The sequence below is a fragment of the Dactylosporangium sp. NPDC006015 genome (assembly GCF_040614215.1).
Classification (GTDB): Bacteria; Actinomycetota; Actinomycetes; order Mycobacteriales; family Micromonosporaceae; genus Dactylosporangium; species Dactylosporangium maewongense.
Genome location: NZ_JBEXUD010000002.1, coordinates 541,473 through 558,837, shown reverse-complemented (window position 1 = coordinate 558,837; position 17,365 = coordinate 541,473). Strand labels below are relative to the sequence as shown.

Sequence of the window (17,365 nt, the reverse complement as noted above, 5' to 3'; positions counted from 1 at the left end):
CCTCAGCGGCGGAAGCGGTCGACCAGGCCGGCGAGGGTCGAGGCGTTGGTGTTGAGGCGGTCGGCGGCGTGCCGGGAGCTCTCCACCGCCCGCTGGGCGGAGGCGACGCTCTCGGTCACGCCGTCGATGCTGCTGGCGATCGCGCCGCTGCCGCCGGCGGCGTTGCTGACGCTGCGGCGCATCTCGTCGGTCGTCGCCGTCTGCTCCTCGACGGCCGCGGCGATCGCCCGCTGGAAGTCGCTGACCCGGTCGATGGCGTCCGTGATCGCCTGGATCGCCTGGACGGCGCCGTCGGTGTCCGCCCGGATCGCGGCGACCCGGGTCGTGACGTCCTCGGTGGCGCGGGCCGTCTGCTGCGCCAGCTCCTTGACCTCGCCGGCGACGACGGCGAACCCCTTGCCGGACTCGCCGGCCCGGGCCGCCTCGATCGTCGCGTTCAGCGCCAGGAGGTTCGTCTGCTCGGCGATCCCGCCGATCACCTTGACCACGTCGACGATCTGCGCGCTGGACTCGCCGAGCTTGCCGACGACATCGGTCGCCTGCTGCGCCAGCCGGACGCTGTCGAGGGCGACGCTCGCCGCCTCCTGCGCGTTGCGGGAGATCTCCTTGATCGACGCGGCCATCTCCCCGGAGCCGGCGGACACGGTCTGCACGCTGTGCGACACCTCCCGCGCCGACGCGGCGACCGCCTCCACCTGGCCGGCCGCGGTCGCCGCGGTGCGGTCGAGGTCGTGCCCGATCGCGGCGACCTGCCCGGCGGCCGAGGTGACGTCGCCGGCGGTCGCGCTGATCTCGCCGAGCAGGCCGCGCAGCTCGCCGACGGCGGTGTTCAGCGCGGTGCCCATCCCGGCGATCTCGTCGTCGCCCCGGGTCGGCACGCTGACCGTCAGGTCCCGCTGGGCGACCCGGGCGAGCGCACCCGTCAGCCCGGCGAGCCGGCCGGCGACCCGCCGGGACCACCACCAGGCGAGGGCCGCGGCGCACAGCGCGACCAGCAGCGCGGCGACCGCGAACGTGCGCAGCATCGTGTCGCGGCCCTCGTCGATCGGGGTGACCTGGGCCTCCGCGTCCGGGCGGTACGACTGGGTGACGATCGCCCACTTGTACGGGGCGTAGTAGGTGACGGTGAGGTCGCTGGCGGCCGGTGGCGCCCCGGTCGTGCCGGGCAGCGTGTAGGTCGTGTGCCACATGGCGTCGGCGCCGAGATTCGGTGCCTCGGTGGTGATCTTGTCGACGTACGCGGCGCCGCCGGCGTCCTTCGCGTCGAGGCGGACCTGGCCGACCTCCCCGCTGCGGCTGGACGCGATGACCCGGCCCCGGTCGGTGGCCCCGGTCGAGTACACGGTGACGGCGCCGTTGGTGCCGACCTTCGTCCCGGCGATCGTGCCGGTGAGGCTCGTGATCGCCTCGGCCTGCGGCACCCCGTAGTAGATCGCGCCGACCACGGCCCCCGACGCGTCCTTCACCGGGTCGTAGCCGCTCACGTACCAGGTGTCGACGACCAGCGCGACGCCGCGGAACGGCTTGCCGTCCCGGATCGCCGCGGCGACCGCGTTGGGCTTGCCGTCGGCGGCGACCGCCGGGATGTAGGTGCCGATGGCGCGCTTACCGGCCTTGTTGGGCACGTTCGTCGCCACGCGCAGCAGGTCCCCGGCGGCGTTCATGCGCTGGAACAGCGTCACGGTCCCGCCGACCATGGTGCGGATGTCGTCGACGACCGGCGTCGGGACACCGACCTCCCGGTTCTGCCCGAGCCACACCCCGCCGACCGTGACCCGAGGCAGCGTCACCGGGGTCACCGCCTGCGTCAGCTGGTTCGTCGCCTGCCAGGTGACGGCGGTGACGCAGTTGCACACCGGGCGGATCGGCAGGTCCGGCGGCAGGTTGAGAAAACGGCCGGGTTGAGAAAACCCTGTAGTCACGCACCGGAGTCGTACGGGTATCGTCGCCGAAGGCCTGTTTGAGAAGTAAGGCGGATGCCCGATGGTGCTGAAGATGTCCACGCTGTTCGTGCGGACGCTGCGCGAAGACCCCGCGGATGCCGAGGTGACGAGCCACCGGCTGCTCGTGCGCGCCGGCTATGTCCGACGGGTCGCGCCGGGCATCTTCACGATGCTGCCGATGGGCCTGCGCCTGCTGCGCAACGTCGAGCGGATCGTCCGCGAGGAGATGGACGCCATCGGCGGCCAGGAGCTGACCTTCCCCGCGCTGCTGCCCCGCGAGCCCTACGAGGCGACCGGCCGCTGGACCGAGTACGGCGCCAACCTCTTCCGGCTGAAGGACCGCCGGGGCGGCGACTACCTGCTCGGGCCCACGCACGAGGAGATGTTCACGCTCGCCGTGAAGGACTTCTACTCCTCCTACAAGGATCTGCCGCTCACCCTGTACCAGATCCAGACGAAGTACCGCGACGAGGCACGCCCCCGCGCCGGCATCCTCCGCGGCCGCGAGTTCCTGATGAAGGACTCCTACTCGTTCGACGTCGACGACGACGGGCTGCGCGCCGCCTATGAGCGGCACCGGGTCGCCTACGGCAGGATCTTCGACCGGTTCGGCCTGGACTACGTCATCTGCTCCGCGACGAGCGGCGCCATGGGCGGCAGCGCGTCGGAGGAGTTCCTCGCGGTCTGCGACATCGGCGAGGACACGTTCGTGCGCTGCACCAACGGCGACTACGCGGCGAACGTCGAGGCGGTCACCACGCCCGCCCCCGAGGCGCTCGCGATCGAGGGGCTGCCCGCCGCGCAGGTCGTCGACACCCCCGACACCCCGACGATCGAGACGCTCGTCGACCTGTTCAACGCCCGGGACGACCTGCGCCGCGAGGACCGGGCCTGGACGGCCGGCGACACGCTGAAGAACGTCATGCTCATGCTGACGCTGCCCGACGGCAAGCGCGAGCCCCTCGCCGTCGGCGTCCCCGGCGACCGCGAGGTCGACCTGCGCCGGCTGGAGGCCCAGGTGGCGCCCGCCGAGGTCGCGCCCATGTCGGAGGCGGAGTTCCAGCAGCATCCCGCGCTGGTCAAGGGGTACATCGGCCCCGGCGTCCTCGGCGAGAAGGGCTCCTCCGGGATCCGGTACCTCGTGGACCCCCGCGTCGTGGACGGCACCAGCTGGATCACCGGCGCCGACCAGCCCGGCAAGCACGTCGTGCACCTCGTCGCCGGGCGGGACTTCACCCCGGACGGCACCGTCGAGGCGGTCCGCATCCAGGACGGCGACGTCTGCCCCGTCGACGGCGGCGCCCTCGAGCTGGCCCGCGGCATCGAGATCGGCCACATCTTCCAGCTCGGCCAGAAGTACGCCAAGGCGCTGGGTCTCACCGTCCTGGACCAGAACGGCAAGGCCGTCACGGTCACCATGGGCTCCTACGGCGTGGGCGTGACCCGGGCGATCGCCGTGGTCGCCGAGCAGACCGCCGACGAGCGGGGGCTGTGCTGGCCCCGCGAGCTCGCCCCCGCCGACGTGCACGTGGTGGCCGCGGGCAAGACCGAGGAGATCAAGGCCGGCGCGGCGCAGCTCGCCGACGCGCTTTCCGCCACCGGGCTCGAGGTGCTGCTCGACGACCGCAAGGACGTCTCGCCGGGCGTGAAGTTCAACGACTCGGAGCTGCTCGGCGTGCCCACGATCGTCGTGGTCGGCAAGCGGCTCGCCGACGGCATGGTCGAGGTCCGCGACCGCAAGACCGGCGAGAAAGAGGAGATTCCGGTCGAGGGCGCGGCGGAGCGCATCGCCGCGATCGTCCGCGCGGGGTGACAACGCGGGAAGGGTCGGCCGTTCGGCTCCTTGTCGGATCAGCCGTTCGGCCGGACCTATCCCGTCAAATCCCCGCACGTGCGGCACTTCGGTTTGACTGGCGCCAGGGACCGGCCGATACGTTCGGTCACGGCCATGCTGTCGACGAAGGGTGCTGACGTTGTCTGGCCGACACACCGCAATCCGCCGACGTCACCTCATTCCATTGATCGCCGGCACTGTCGCGGCGATCGCGCTCATCGGCGGTGCGGTTGTGACCGTCAATATGGGGTCGGATGATGCCAAACCGACCTCGGCGAGCGACCTGATCGACGGGAGCCGCAGCGCCGACACCCGCGCCGACCGCGGTGACCGGCCCTCCCCGTCCTCCACGTCGCCGTCCGCCTCGCCGTCACCCTCCGCGTCCGCGCAGGTCAGCAAGTCGCCGGAGGCGACCAGGACGCCGTCGAAGACGCCGACGAAGAAGCCCTCGACGAACCCCACGGGCGGCGTCGTCACGAACACCGGCACCTGCAAGGCGTCGTACTATGCGAGTGGGTCGCGCACCGCGAACGGCGAGAGCTTCGACCCCGACGGGCTGACGGCCGCGCACAAGGAGCTGCCGTTCAACACCCGGGTCCGGGTGACCAACCTGGCCAACGGGAAATCGGTCGTCGTCAGGATCAATGATCGCGGACCCTTCGTCAGCGGTCGCTGCCTCGACCTCGCCCGCGGGGCCTTCGTGGCGATCGCTTCGGTGAGTGCCGGCGTGATCAACGCAAAGTACGAGGTACTCAAGTAAGCCGCATCCCGGCCGTTTGTTTGAGCGGCTCGGGGGCCGGTTGGTGGCATGCTGTCGATCGGACCTATGAAACGACCGTTGCTTCCCGAAGCCCGCGCCGGAGTCGGCGCGGCCTTCGTGCTGCTCTGCCTGGTCCTGGCCGCTGAGCTCGCCGACGGCACCGACGCCAACTACGTCGGGCTGCTCGCCGCCGCGCCGTTCCTCGCGGCCGCGTTCGCCTCCTGGCCGGAGGTCCTCGCCGTCGGCAGCGCCTCGACGCTGCTCGCCGTCGTCTTCTGCAGCATCGAGCTCATGCACACCCGCGAGCGCACGCTGGTGATGATGCTCAACCTGGGCGCCGTCATCCTCGCCGCGGGCATCGCCTCCGCCGTCGGCGCCATCAGGCAGCGGCAGATCGCGCGGTATGCGGAGCTGTCGAAGCTCGCCTCCGTCGCGCAGCAGGCCGTCCTGCGCCCGCTGGGGCCACAGCTCGGCCCGCTGACGATCGCGGCCCGCTACATCTCCGCCAGCGCCGCCGCCGACATCGGTGGCGACCTGTACGAGGCGCTGGACACCCCGTACGGCGTCCGCATGATCATCGGTGACGTGCGGGGCAAGGGCCTGGACGCGGTCCGGCTCGCCAGCATCGTCCTCGGCTCCTACCGGCACGTGGCGTTTGAGCGGGCCGACCTGCGCGCGATCGTGGCCGACCTGGACCGGGCAGTGGCCAGGTCGGTCGGCGACGAGGACTTCGTGACCGCGGCGCTGATCGAGGAGCGCGGTGGCACGCTGACGATCGTCAACTGCGGCCACCCGGCGCCGCTGCTGCTGCGCCGCGGCCAGGTGATCCCGCTCGACCCGCCGTCCAACGCGCCGCCGCTGGGCTTCATGCCGGTGGTGAAGCCGCGCGTCGAGCGGCTGGAGCCGGGCGACCGGCTGCTGTTCTTCACCGACGGGCTGGCGGAGGCGCGCCGCGACGGGCAGTTCTTCCCGACCGCGGAGCGGGCGCAGCGGCTGCTGGGGCACGGCACCGTCGGCGACGGGCTGGCGTCGCTGGAGAGCGCGCTGCTGGAGTGGGTGCGCGGCCGGCTCGACGACGACATCGCGCTGGTGCTGGTGGAGTATCAGGGGGTCAAGGCTCCGGCGACGGTCCCCAGCTGGGAGATCGGCGGCGCCGGAGCTACGGCCGTCGGCTGACGTCCTTCGGGCGCTACTCCGCCACCATGCGGGGGCGGGGGACGAAGCGGCGCATCGGGGCGCGGTGCCGGCCCGTGTAGAAGCGCGGGTACTTGGGAGCGAACAGAGAGCCCATCATCCGGACGATCATCGCGGTGCCCTCCTTCTGACTGCGAGTAACCGCTCAACGATCACGTCACCCGCAGGTGACGGCGTGTCGTGCGCACGTACACCCTGTGCGCTACTCATCTGCCACCTTGGAGTACTCACCGGTCACCCTGACCTGCCGAAATAGGTGACGCCTTTTGTGATGGCCATCACCCGCCCGGGTGGGTTGCCGGAAGTTACTCGCAAGTAATAAGATTCCTGTTACCGACTGGTAACCTCGGTCGTCCATGCTCGATCTACAAAAGCGACCCAGAGACGGGGGCCACTCCGCGATGAGCCATTACAAGAGCAACCTGCGGGACCTCGAGTTCAACCTCTTCGAGGTCTTCGGCGTCGACAAGGTCCTCGGCCAGGGTCCCTACGGAGATCTCGACGTCGACACCGCGCGCAGCATCCTCGCCGAGGTCGACCGCCTCGCCCGCGAGGACCTCGCCGCGAGCTACGCCGACGCCGACCGCAACCCGCCCGTCTACGACCCGGCGACCCACTCGGTGAAGATGCCCGAGTCGTTCCGCAAGTCGTACGAGGCCTTCATGGCCGCCGAGTTCTGGCGCCTCGACCTCCCCGCCGAGCTCGACGGCACCTCCGCGCCGCGGGCCCTGTGGTGGTCCCTCGCCGAGATGGTGCTCGGCTCCAACGCGCCCATCTGGATGTACGCGTCCGGCCCCTCCTTCGCCAACACGCTGCGGATCGAGGGCACCGAGGAGCAGAAGAAGTGGGCCAAGCTCTTCGTCGACCGCCAGTGGGGCTCCACCATGGTGCTCACCGAGCCCGACGCGGGGTCCGACGTGGGCGCCGGCCGTACACGGGCGATCCCGCAGGCCGACGGCTCCTGGCACATCGAGGGCGTCAAGCGCTTCATCACCAGCGGTGAGCACGACCTCGCCGAGAACATCGTCCACTACGTCCTGGCCCGCCCGGTCGACACGCCCGGCGTTGGCGGCCCCGGCACGAAGGGCCTCTCGCTCTTTGTCGTGCCGAAGTTCCACTTCGACGGCGACACCGGCGAGCTCAAGGACCGCAACGGCGCCTTCGTGACCAACGTCGAGCACAAGATGGGCCTCAAGGTCTCCACGACCTGCGAGGTCACCTTCGGCGGCCACGGCGTCCCGGCCAAGGGCTGGCTGCTCGGCGACGTGCACGAAGGCATCCGCCAGATGTTCCTCATCATCGAGTACGCGCGGATGATGGTCGGCACGAAGGCCATCGCCACCCTCTCGACCGGCTACCTCAACGCGCTCGACTACGCCAAGAGCCGCGTCCAGGGCGCCGACCTCGCCAGCAGCGACAAGAACGCGCCGCGCGTCACGATCATGCACCACCCCGACGTGCGCCGCTCCCTGCTGATGCAGAAGTCCTACGCCGAAGGCCTCCGCGCCCTCGTCCTCTACACCGCTTCCTGGCAGGACAAGGTCGCCCTCGCCGAGGCCGCGGGCGACGAGGCCGCCGCGAAGGTCGCCAAGCGGGTCAACGACCTGCTCCTGCCCCTGGTCAAGGGCGTCGGCTCCGAGCGGGCGTACGAGCTGCTCGGCCACGAGTCGCTGCAGACCTTCGGCGGCTCCGGCTTCCTGCAGGACTACCCGCTCGAGCAGTACATCCGCGACTCGAAGATCGACACCCTCTACGAGGGCACGACCGCGATCCAGAGCCTCGACCTCGTCTTCCGCAAGATCGTGAAGGACCAGGGCAAGGCGCTGCTGACCGTCGCCGCCGAGATCCAGCAGTTCCTGGAGGCCGAGGGCGGCAACGGCCAGCTGAAGGTCGAGCGGGTCGCGCTGGGCAAGGCGCTCGGCGAGGTCCAGAACATGCTCGGCATCTTCACCGGCTGGCTCGGCGAGGCCCAGGCCGGCGACCCCCGGGCGCTTTACAAGGTCGGCCTCAACACCCGCCGCTTCCTGCTCGCCCTCGGCGACGTCGTGGTCGGCTGGCTCCTGCAGCGGCAGGCGGAGGTGGCCCTGAAGGCCCTGGCCGGCGAGACCACGGAGAAGGCCTTCTACGAGGGCAAGGTCGCCGCGGCGAAGTTCTTCGCCCGCGAGGTGCTCCCGCGGACCGGCTCCGACCGCCGCGTCATCGAGGCCACCACGCTGGACGCGATGGACCTGTCCGAGAACGCGTTCTAGGGATTCTGTTCCACAGAGAGCTGGCGGGAGGGCAATGGCGCCCTCCCGCTTTTCTGTTCCGGTTTCTTTCTGAGGTCAGCCACGGGCCGTGTGGTGCGCCCGCAGCGGCGCGGTCTCCAGGTCGCGCCACGGGCCCGTCACGGTGTGGACCGCGATCCCGCTGGTTGCCAGGCCCTCGTCCGGGAGCGCGTCCGGGTCGAGCAGGTCGGACAGCATCGACAGGGTCGGGTTGTGGCCGATCAGCAGCAGCGTCGCCACGTCCGGCGAGTTCTGCAGCAGGTCGAGCGTGTCGTGGGCCGGGCCGAGGTACACCCGGTGCTCGAACACCACGGGCACCGTCTTGCCGTGCCCGCCGTGCTTGTCGTGCTTGTCGTGCTTGTCGTGCTTGTCGTGCTTGTCGTGCTTGTCGAGGCGTAGGCCGTCCAGCGTCTCGCGGGTCCGGACCGCGGTCGAGCACACCACCAGATCGGGCAGCAGGCCCTGCTCACGCAGCCAGTCGCCGGCCGCGGCGGCATCCCGGCGGCCGCGGGGACTCAGCGGGCGTTCGAGGTCGGTGGGGTACGGATCCGGGTCGACGGCCTTCGCGTGCCGGAGCAGGATCAGGGTGCGCCCAGTGGTGCCGTCAGCCATGTCCTATAGCGTGCCCGATTGAGCGGCGTCGTAGGTGGGTAACCCGGCGGTACAGATGGTTACCAACCAAACGTCCTGGAGGCCCTCGATGGGTATCGGTGGCAGCATTCTTCTGATCGTTATCGGAGCGATCATGACGTTCGGCTTGGACGACACCGATCTCGGGCCGTTCAACCTCGACACGATCGGCTGGATCTTCCAGCTCGCAGGCCTGGTGGGGCTGCTCCTCACGCTGTACTTCTGGAACAGCCGCCGGCGCACGGTCGTCCGGCAGGTTCCGACTGCTGGTGGCACCGCGATCCCGCCGACCGTGGACGAGGTCGTCGAGCGCCGCCGGACGTACGAGGACCGTTCGTACTAGGAAAATCCGCGGAAAACCGCACACATCGCCGTCTACCTCGCGTACAGCGCGAAGTAGATGGCGATGTGGTGCAGGATCGCGGCGACGAGCGTGCAGGCGTGGAAGAACTCGTGGTGGCCGAAGACGGTCGGCCACGGGTTGGGCCGGCGCAGGGCGTAGAAGACCGCGCCGACCGTGTAGAACGCGCCGCCGACGATCGTCAGCACGAGCGCGGTCACGCCGCCCGTGCGCAGGATGTCCGGCAGGACCACCACGGCGACCCACCCGAGCGCGACGTACAGCGGCGCCCCCACCCAGCGGGGCGCGTTCGGCCAGATCATCTTCATGCCCACGCCGAGCAGCGCGCCGCCCCAGACCACGCTCAGGATGACGTCGCCGGTCCGCCCCGACAGCAGCAGGACGCTGAACGGCGTGTACGTGCCGGCGATGAACACGAAGATCATCGAGTGGTCGAGGCGGCGCATCAGCTTGTACCCCGCGGGCGACCAGACCCGGCGGTGATAGAGCGCGCTGGTCCCGAACAGGGCACACACCGTCAGGCTGTACACGAGGCAGCTCACGAACGGCGACCAGCCCGGGCGGCCCGCGGCCAGCGAGCACAGCACGATGCCGCAGATGATCGCGGCGCCGAACGCATAGGTGTGCAGCCAGCCGCGCATCCTGGGCTTGCCGAGGTCGACCGGGCGCAGGCGGGTCTCGGTCTTCACTGTCACGCCCTCCAGGTTACGGTACCGTAGGTTACTGGCAAGTATCGAAGCGGACACCAACTAGGGTGGCGGTCATGGAGATCCGCCCCGTCGGGAGCTCTGCCCTGCTGATCGAGGTCGACGATCCGCTGGCATGGTTCGCCGCGCTGGACGCCGAGCGGGCCGCCGGACGCCTCGCGGTCACCGATATCGTCCCCGGTGCGCGAACCGTCCTGCTCGACGGGGTCCCGTCGCCTGCGTCTCTTGCTGCTTCGCTGTGCTCGTGGCCGACGCCGTCTTTTGCCCGCTTTTATGGCGACAAATTGGCGATTCCGGTCGTGTTTGACGGGCCTGATCTCGCGGCGGTCGCGGAAATGACCGGTTCGTCCGTCGAGGCGCTCGTCCGCACGCTCACCGAAACCACCCTCACGGTCGCCTTCGGCGGCTTCGCGCCCGGGTTCGCGTACCTCAGCGGCCTGCCGTGGACCATCCCCCGGCGGGAGAGCCCACGCCCTCGCGTCCCGGCCGGGTCGGTCGCGCTCGCCGCGGAGTACGCCGGCATCTACCCGACCGCGTCCCCCGGCGGCTGGCAGCTCATCGGCCACACCGACACGGCCCTGTTCGACATCGACCGTGACCCGCCCGCCCTGCTGACCCCCGGCCGGACCGTGCGGCTGGCGGTGGCATGAGGACGCTCACGGTCGAGACGGCGGGCCCGCTCACGACCCTGCAGGACCTCGGCCGGCCCGGGTTCGCGCACCTCGGCGTCCCCCGCTCCGGCGCCCTCGACCAGCCTGCCCTGCGCCTCGGCAACCGCCTCGTCGGCAACGACGCGTCCTGCGCCGCGCTGGAGATCACGCTCGGCCCGTTCGTCGCGTCCCTGGCCTTCGCCGGCACCCTCGCCCTGACCGGGGCGGTGGCGCCACTGCGCGTCGGCGGGCGGCCCGCGCCGATCAACGCCCCCGTCCCCTTCCGCGCCGGCGACCGCGTCGAGATCGGCCGCGCCGTGGCCGGGCTGCGCGGATACCTCGCCGTCGACGGAGGTTTCGCCGCGTCGCCGGTACTGGGCAGCCGCGCCACCGACACCCTTGCGGCGCTCGGCCCGCCGGTCGTCGGCGTGGGCGCCGTGCTGGCCGTGGGCCCCACGACCGGCGATCCGTCCACCGTGGACGTGGCGCCCCGCCCCGCCCTGGGCGGCCCCATCACGCTCGGCCTGACCTGGGGCCCCCGCCACGACTACTTCGCGGCCGCCGGTGACCTGCTCGCCGGCACGTACACCCTGAGCAACGACAGCAACAGGATCGGCGCGCGGCTCGGCGGCCCCGCACTCACCCGCGCCCACCAGCGCGAGCTCCCCAGCGAAGGCATCGTCCTCGGCGCCGTGCAGGTCCCGGCGTCCGGCCAGCCGCTGATCTTCCTCGCCGACCACCCCACCACCGGCGGCTACCCGGTCGTCGCCGTCGTCGACCCCGCGGATCTGCCGCTGCTCGCCCAGGCCCGCCCGGGCGATACCGTTCGGTTCCGTGGACCTCAACAGTGACCTCGGCGAAGGCTTCGGCATCTGGACCCTCGGCGACGACGACGCCCTCCTGGACATCGTCACCAGCGCCAACGTCGCCTGCGGCTTCCACGCCGGAGACCCCTCCACGATGCGCCGCGTCTGCTCCAGCGCCGTCTCCCGCGGCGTCCGGATCGGCGCCCAGGTCAGCTACCGCGACCTGGCCGGCTTCGGCCGCCGCCGCATCGACGTCGACGCCACCACGCTGACCGACGAGCTGCGCTACCAGATCGGCGCCCTGTCGGCGTTCGGCCCGGTCACCTACGTCAAACCGCACGGCGCCCTCTACAACACCGCCGCCGTCGACCCCGTCCACGCCTCGGCCGTCGCCGCCGCCGCTGCCGCCTTCGGCCTCCCCGTCCTGTGTCAGCCCGGCTCGGTCCTGGCTCGGCTCGCCGCCGAGGCAGGCCTGCGCGTGGTTTTTGAGGGCTTCGTGGACCGCGGTTACCTCCCGGACGGCCGCCTCGTGCCCCGAGGCACCGAAGGCGCCGTCCTGACCGACATCCCCACCGTCACCGACCGCGCCGTCCGCATGGCCCGCACCGGCGAGGTCGTCGCCATCGACGGCACCGTGCTCCAACTGCCGTTCGAGTCCCTGTGCGTCCACGGCGACACCCCCGGCGCCGTGTCCATGGCAACCGCCGTCCGCACCGCCCTCCTCGCCGCCGGCCTCCCCTTGTCCCCCTTCACCCCCAGCGAGCCGCCCCCACCCTCCGCTTCCCCGTGACCCGGAAGACCCCGCCGCAACCTCTTCCGTCTCACGGTCGACGGCATCGTCCGAGGGCACTGTCGCCTGCTGCCGACCCGGACCGGCACTGCTGCGGATGTCTGCGTGGGTCCCTGCATGTCCACTTCCTCACCAGCGAGGCGCGCCTGCGGCCCGGTTTTCCATGATCCGGAAGACTTTGTGTGCCTATGACTACATAAAGTCTTCCGGATCATGAGCAATAGCGGTGTCTGGGATGGTGTCGCCTGGTGCGGGCCCGGAGCGGCGTTGTTGTGGTTGTGGGCGTCTGCGCTGGTCGCCGCGATGTCATGCTGCGCGGCTTTGCTCCGTGACCTGAAATCTTCTGCCGTCTAAGTCCCTGTGCGTCCGCGGCGGCTCTCCAGGTGCGGTGTCTGTGGCGGACGTCGTCCGCGTGGTTGGCCCTCCGGTTGCCCCCTTCGCCACCAGCGAGGCGCGCCTGCGGCCCGGCTTTCCGTGATCCGGAAGACTTTGTGCTGCTATGACGACCTAAAGTCTTCCGGATCATGAGCAATGGCGGCGTCTGGAGCGGTGCCGCCTGGTGCCGACCCGGACCGGGGTTGCTGGGGATATCTGCGCAGGTCCGTGGCCCGTTTTCCGGATCATGAGCAGCGGCGGCGTCGGCGGGTGGTGTCGCCTGTTGCCGGCCCGGCGCTGCTGTGGGTGTCTGCACTGGCCACCGCGATGCGATGCCGCGCGGCATCGTCCCGTGACCCGGAATTTCTGCCGTTGGGGCTCTGTGGGTCTGCGGCGATACCCCCGGGCACGGTGTCCATGACGAACGTTCGTCCGCGCGGTTGGTCACCAGCGAGGCGCGCCTGCGGCCCGGCTTTCCGTGATCCGGAAGACTTTGTGCTGCTATGACGACATAAAGTCTTCCGGATCATGAGCCGTGGTCATCGCAGCGCCTTGGGTGTCGCTGAGTTGTGCTGGTGTTGGTCTTGCGGCGCATCCTGGTTGGCCGACTGGGCGGGCTGCGGGCTTCAACGCTCAGCGGCGGAGGGCGTTGGTGCTGCGGCGAAAGGGGTTGCTGCGGAGGGTGGCGTCAGGTCTGGGATGGCGTGCTGCGCCTTGGTGATCCGGAAGACCTTGTGCGGATCGGGGGTGGGTGCGTGAGGTCTTCCGGATCGTTAAAGGCGGGCTTGGGCGTCAGGTGTCGAGGCCGCGGAGGACCAGGGGGAGGCGCTGGGCGCCGTCCTTGGCTACGCGGATCGGGACGCCCCAGTCCTGGCGGGTCAGGTGGCAGGCGGGGAACTCCGCGTCGATGTCGCACGTCGCGGCCTGGGCCACCACCTGCAGGACGCCCTCGGTGACGTCGGGGGAGAGGACCAGGCGGCGGCGCAGGTCCTGGGTCACGCCGGCGCCTTCCAGCAGCAGCTCGGGCGGGGAGGCGGACACCTCCAGGCGGGTCGAGGGGCCGAACGACTCGTCCAGCTTCTGGCCCGGCGCCGGCTCGAAGATCAGGTCGAGCTGGACCTCGCCGGGGGCGAGCATCGTCGAGGGGCGTTCGGTGCGGTGCCGGACGCCGGCGACGTCGATGCCCGCCGCTGCCAGGGTGCCGGGGGCGAGCCGGACCAGCCGGTGGGCGCCCGACTCGACGACCACGACGTCGCCGGTCGAGCTGAGGACCAGGTCGCTCGGCTCGCGGAGGCCGTCGACGACGGTGGACACCACGCCGTCGGCGATCCTGCGGATGGCGCCGTTGTACGTGTCGGCGACCAGCACGCTGCCGTCGGCCAGGGCCAGCAGGCCGAGCGGGTGCTGCAGCAGCGCCTGATCGGCGGGGCCGTCGACGTGCCCGAAGTCGAACAGGCCCTGCCCGGCCACGGTCGACATCCGGCCGTCGGCGATGAAGCGGATCGCGCTGGACTCGCTGTCGGCGATCCACAGCGTCGTGCCGTCGGGCGACGCCGACAGGCCGGACGGCTGCGCCATCCACACCTCTTGCAGCGGGCCGTCGCGGAGTGCCTCGACGGTCGTCCCCGCGTACATGCCGGCGGTGCGCCGCACCGGGTTGAACCACCACAGCTGGTGGATGCCGGCCATCGCGACCACGACCTGGTCGTCGAACCACGCCACGTCCCACGGCGACGACAGGTCGACCGCCAGGGAGTCGTGCGCGTCGAAGTCGACGCTGCCGCGCCACTGCCGGCCGCTGCCGGCGACCGTGGTCACCTCGCCGGTCGAGAGCTTCAGGCCGCGCAGCAGATGGTTGACCGTGTCGGCGACCACGACGTCATACCCGGCGATCTCGGCCACGTGCGGGGGCAGCAGGCACAGCCCGCCCGGCTCGGAGAACTCGGGATCCGTGCCGTCCTTGCGGCCGCGCTGCCCGGTGCCGATGCGGCGGATCAGGGTCTCGTTGTCGGCGTCGAGCTCGACCAGCGACTGGTGCGTCGAGTCGGCGACCAGGAAGTGCCCGTCGGCCAGGGCCAGCGCCTTGCCCGGGAACCGCAGCACCGTCTCCTCGGTCCTGGCGGCGACCTGAGGAGCGGAGCCGCGCCGCAGCGTGCCCCGCGCCTCGTGCACGCGGACGAGCTCCTCGACCAGCCGCGCCAGCCCTTCGGCGTGTCCCTCGCCGGCCATCGTCGCCACGACATAGCCCTCGGGGTCGATGACGGTCAGCGTCGGCCAGGCCTTCGCCGCATACTGCTGCCACATCTCCATCTCGGGGTCGTCCAGCACCGGATGGTCGACCCCATACCGCTCGACGGCTGCCGCGAGCGCCGCCGCGTCCTTCTCGTGCTCGAACTTCGGCGAGTGCACCCCGATGGTCACCAGCACGTCCGCGAACCGCTCCTCAAGCGGGCGCAGCTCGTCAAGCACGTGCAGGCAGTTGATGCAGCAGAAGGTCCAGAAGTCGAGAACTACAATCTTTCCCCGCAGATCGGACAGGGTGAGTCCGTCGGTGTTGAGCCATCCGCGCCCCCGGAGTTCGGGAGCGCGGACGCGGGCCTTGAGCAGTGGCGACTGTGCCGGGTCGGTCATGCCCCCAAGTCTGCCCGAGTGCCGCCGGGCGCTCCCATGCGACGTTGGCCCCGGGCGCCTAGGTCATTTGGCCGAGGCCGGACGGAGGCAGAGGACCTCGTCCTTCTGTCCCTTGTGCTGCAGCACGACGTACGGTTGGCTGGCGTCTGAGCAGCTCTCCGGCTTCTCCACCTTCTGCACGATCGTGAATGCGTCCTTGTCCGAGCAGCTCGCCTTCTTCGCCGAGTTGCCGTCCTGCTTGACGCACGAGTTGACCGCGAAGCTGGTGCTGTCGGCGTTGTTCAGCGCCACCACGATGCCTGTGCCGGCCACCGCGAGCAGGAAGACCACGACCACCACGACCAGCCCCATGATCAGGCCGCGCTTGCTCTTCTTTTCAGTTGGCGGCGTCGGTACGACCGGCGCCCCACCGACAGGCTCAGCACCGGAAGGGGGTTGATCGCCGGGCATGGTGACGAGGTCGCTGTAATGCGGGCCGGCCGGTGCTGCGCTCGGCACCGAAGCCTGGTACACGCCCGTGGCGGGGGGCGGCGCGGCCTGATAGATGCCGGCCGCGGGCGGCCCGGAGGCCGGAGGCGCCGAGGTCGGCATGTTGGTCGCCGGTGGTGCTGACGCCTGGTACAGCCCGGTCGCCGGCGGTGCGCTCGTGGGCGGCAGGTTGGCCGGCGGCGCGCTGGTCGGGGGCACGTTCGCGGGCGGGACGGACACCTGTGCCCGTGCGGCGAACGACGCCGGCGGGATCTTCCCCAGGTTCGGTGCCGCCGGGACGGCCCCGGCGGGCTGTCCCGCTTCAGGGCCCGCCGCACTGGGCGCCGCCGATGCCGGCGTGCCGTACGTCGCGGGCGGGGCGGAGGTCGGGGCGCCGTACGTGGCCGGCGGAGCGGAGGTGGGCGCGCCAAAGGCGGCCGGTGGGGCGGAAGTCGTGCCGTAAGTGGCAGCGGCCGGCGGCGCCGAGGTGGGAGCGCCATAGGCGGTCGGCGGAGCGGCGGCAGGCGCGCCGAACGCGGCCGGCGGCGCAGAGGGAGCCGAGCCGTAGGTGGCCGGCGGCGCAGAGGTGGGCGCGCCATAGGCGGCAGGTGGGGCGGAGGTCGGGGCGCCGTACGCGGCCGGCGGCGTGGAAGGCGAGCCGTAGGTGGCCGGCGGTGCGGAGGTGGGTGGGGGCGAGGTCGGGGTGCCGTACGTCGCCGGGGGTGCGGAGGTCGGCGGGACCGCGGACGGCGGAGGCATGGCGCCGGGAACCTGGGCGCTGCCGGAGACCTGGGCGGTGCCATACGTCCGGGCGCTCCCCGAGACAGGGGCCGCCGAGACGGGAGCGTTGCCGTGCTGGGCGCCAGGCACCGATCCGACCGGTGCGCCGCCGGACCCGGGCACCTGCGCCGACCCGGATGAGGGAACACCGGACACCGGCACCTGCGCGGATCCAGCCGAAGGCGCGGCGCCGGAAGAAGGGCCGGCGCCGGGAGAAGGTGCGGGGCCGGAAGCAGAGGCAGGCGGGGGGACCGGCACCTGGGTGTAGCCGGCAGGAGGGCCGCTGGGGCCCGCCGGCGCCTGAACCGGATCCTGGGCGGCGGCGGCCGGGTCGCTCTGCGGAGCGGCGGACGAGGCCTCGCCGGCCGGTCCCGCCGGGGTGAAGCCAGGGAAGCTGCCCGGCGGGCCGGGAGGCGCGTTCGGCGGCGTGCGGGCCGGAAGCGGAGGGGCCGGCGGCGCGAACGGCCCAGCCGGCGGGAACGGCCCGGGCCTCGGCTGCTGCTCGGCGTCCTCGACCGCGCCCTGGCCGGTCGCGGCGGGCACAGCGGGAGGCGCGGCGGCCGGCGCGACCGGCGGCGCGGCAGGGGCGGGCTCTGAGGAGGCGGCGGGTGAGCCGTACGTCGCGGGGGCCGGCGGCGCCGCCGGGGACGACGGCTGGACGGGAGGCCTGGTCGGCATCGGGACCGACGCGGTCGCTCGCACGGTGCCGGCCGGGGGCGTGCCGGGCGGGGGTGAGCTCGGCGCGCTCGCCGCACTCTCGTCCGCTTCGGACGGGTGGGGCTGGTCGGACGTCATCGTGCCTCCTGTGGGTCAGACCCTTGCGACCGTAGTCGACCCGAACCGTACATGGCAGAGCGGAGGCTCAGGTTCGCCGGCAAGCGCTCCCAGAATAGGTGAACAAAGCGATGCCGCCCCGGTCCGGGGAGGGTCGGACCAGGGCGGCAGGCGCGGGGTGGTGCGCAGGCTCAACTTCGGCTGAGCATGGCGTGGAGTTCGTCGCGCAGCGCGGCGGACGGGTTCTTGGCGATGGCGCGCTCGATCGCGTCGAGGCGGCGGGCGGCGTTGCGGCGGGCGCGGTAACGCTCCATGAAGGTGCTCACGGCGGGCTCCTTGGGAGGATGTAAGGACGAGGCTTGCTTCGCATCCATTACACGCCCAGCGGAAGATCG

Annotated in this window: 15 protein-coding genes; 9 read left to right on the top strand and 6 right to left on the bottom strand. The window is 71.5% G+C overall.

The window, feature by feature from the left end:
• Nucleotides 1-2: 2 nt before the first annotated feature.
• A complete protein-coding gene (locus tag ABZ321_RS05555; RefSeq protein WP_354889563.1) occupies nucleotides 3-1,922 on the bottom strand; it encodes a methyl-accepting chemotaxis protein in 1,920 nt (639 codons plus the stop codon).
• Nucleotides 1,923-1,983: 61 nt separating this feature from the next.
• Between ABZ321_RS05555 and ABZ321_RS05550 the strand changes: the two genes are divergently transcribed.
• The 4 genes from ABZ321_RS05550 (at nucleotide 1,984) to ABZ321_RS05535 (ending at nucleotide 7,980) form a co-directional block, all read left to right on the top strand.
• Nucleotides 1,984-3,756 carry a proline--tRNA ligase gene (locus ABZ321_RS05550; protein WP_354889561.1) on the top strand — a complete coding sequence of 591 codons (1,773 nt, stop codon included), beginning with the start codon at nucleotides 1,984-1,986 and terminating at the stop codon, nucleotides 3,754-3,756.
• 205 nt (nucleotides 3,757-3,961) lie between these two features.
• Nucleotides 3,962-4,537, top strand: coding sequence for a septal ring lytic transglycosylase RlpA family protein (locus ABZ321_RS05545; RefSeq protein WP_354889559.1), 576 nt, complete (start codon nucleotides 3,962-3,964; stop codon nucleotides 4,535-4,537).
• Between the two features lie 66 nt (nucleotides 4,538-4,603).
• Nucleotides 4,604-5,713, top strand: coding sequence for a PP2C family protein-serine/threonine phosphatase (locus tag ABZ321_RS05540; protein ID WP_344508290.1), 1,110 nt, complete (start codon nucleotides 4,604-4,606; stop codon nucleotides 5,711-5,713).
• A gap of 419 nt (nucleotides 5,714-6,132) precedes the next feature.
• A complete protein-coding gene (locus ABZ321_RS05535; RefSeq protein WP_354889557.1) occupies nucleotides 6,133-7,980 on the top strand; it encodes an acyl-CoA dehydrogenase in 1,848 nt (615 codons plus the stop codon).
• Nucleotides 7,981-8,055: 75 nt separating this feature from the next.
• On the opposite strand, the gene ABZ321_RS05530 is transcribed toward ABZ321_RS05535, so the two are convergent.
• Entirely contained in the window at nucleotides 8,056-8,610 is a 555-nt protein-coding gene (locus tag ABZ321_RS05530; protein ID WP_354889555.1) for a histidine phosphatase family protein, read from the bottom strand.
• A 55-nt stretch (nucleotides 8,611-8,665) separates the two neighbouring features.
• Here ABZ321_RS05530 and ABZ321_RS05525 point away from each other — a divergent pair, with 55 nt between their 5' ends.
• Nucleotides 8,666-8,971 (top strand): DUF6458 family protein, encoded by a 306-nt coding sequence (locus ABZ321_RS05525; protein ID WP_344508602.1) that lies wholly within the window; start codon nucleotides 8,666-8,668, stop codon nucleotides 8,969-8,971.
• Between the two features lie 32 nt (nucleotides 8,972-9,003).
• On the opposite strand, the gene ABZ321_RS05520 is transcribed toward ABZ321_RS05525, so the two are convergent.
• A complete protein-coding gene (locus ABZ321_RS05520; RefSeq protein ID WP_344508600.1) occupies nucleotides 9,004-9,630 on the bottom strand; it encodes a hemolysin III family protein in 627 nt (208 codons plus the stop codon).
• Nucleotides 9,631-9,752: 122 nt separating this feature from the next.
• Here ABZ321_RS05520 and ABZ321_RS05515 point away from each other — a divergent pair, with 122 nt between their 5' ends.
• Genes ABZ321_RS05515 through ABZ321_RS05505 form a run of 3 tightly spaced genes read left to right on the top strand, consistent with a single transcriptional unit; the run spans nucleotide 9,753 to nucleotide 11,942 of the window.
• Nucleotides 9,753-10,346, top strand: a complete 594-nt coding sequence (locus ABZ321_RS05515) for an allophanate hydrolase subunit 1 (RefSeq protein ID WP_354889553.1) — start codon at nucleotides 9,753-9,755, stop codon at nucleotides 10,344-10,346.
• Nucleotides 10,343-11,197, top strand: coding sequence for a biotin-dependent carboxyltransferase family protein (locus ABZ321_RS05510; protein ID WP_354889552.1), 855 nt, complete (start codon nucleotides 10,343-10,345; stop codon nucleotides 11,195-11,197). The genes ABZ321_RS05515 and ABZ321_RS05510 overlap by 4 nt, the downstream gene beginning before the upstream one ends.
• Nucleotides 11,181-11,942, top strand: a complete 762-nt coding sequence (locus tag ABZ321_RS05505; protein ID WP_354889550.1) for a 5-oxoprolinase subunit PxpA — start codon at nucleotides 11,181-11,183, stop codon at nucleotides 11,940-11,942. The genes ABZ321_RS05510 and ABZ321_RS05505 overlap by 17 nt, the downstream gene beginning before the upstream one ends.
• Nucleotides 11,943-13,109: 1,167 nt before the next feature.
• On the opposite strand, the gene ABZ321_RS05500 is transcribed toward ABZ321_RS05505, so the two are convergent.
• Together ABZ321_RS05500 and ABZ321_RS05495 are read right to left on the bottom strand one after the other, a co-directional pair.
• On the bottom strand, nucleotides 13,110-14,948 hold the full coding sequence (locus tag ABZ321_RS05500; protein ID WP_354889548.1) for an NHL domain-containing thioredoxin family protein: 1,839 nt from the start codon (nucleotides 14,946-14,948) through the stop codon (nucleotides 13,110-13,112).
• A 63-nt stretch (nucleotides 14,949-15,011) separates the two neighbouring features.
• Entirely contained in the window at nucleotides 15,012-15,539 is a 528-nt protein-coding gene (locus ABZ321_RS05495) for a hypothetical protein (protein WP_354889546.1), read from the bottom strand.
• Between ABZ321_RS05495 and ABZ321_RS05490 the strand changes: the two genes are divergently transcribed.
• The gene (locus tag ABZ321_RS05490; RefSeq protein ID WP_354889544.1) at nucleotides 15,538-15,879 is read left to right on the top strand and encodes a hypothetical protein; all 342 of its coding nucleotides are present in this window, start codon (nucleotides 15,538-15,540) and stop codon (nucleotides 15,877-15,879) included. The genes ABZ321_RS05495 and ABZ321_RS05490 overlap by 2 nt on opposite strands.
• Before the next feature lie 1,282 nt (nucleotides 15,880-17,161).
• Here ABZ321_RS05490 and ABZ321_RS05485 read toward each other — a convergent pair.
• Nucleotides 17,162-17,296, bottom strand: a complete 135-nt coding sequence (locus tag ABZ321_RS05485) for a hypothetical protein (RefSeq protein ID WP_344508274.1) — start codon at nucleotides 17,294-17,296, stop codon at nucleotides 17,162-17,164.
• Between the last annotated feature and the right edge of the window lie 69 nt (nucleotides 17,297-17,365).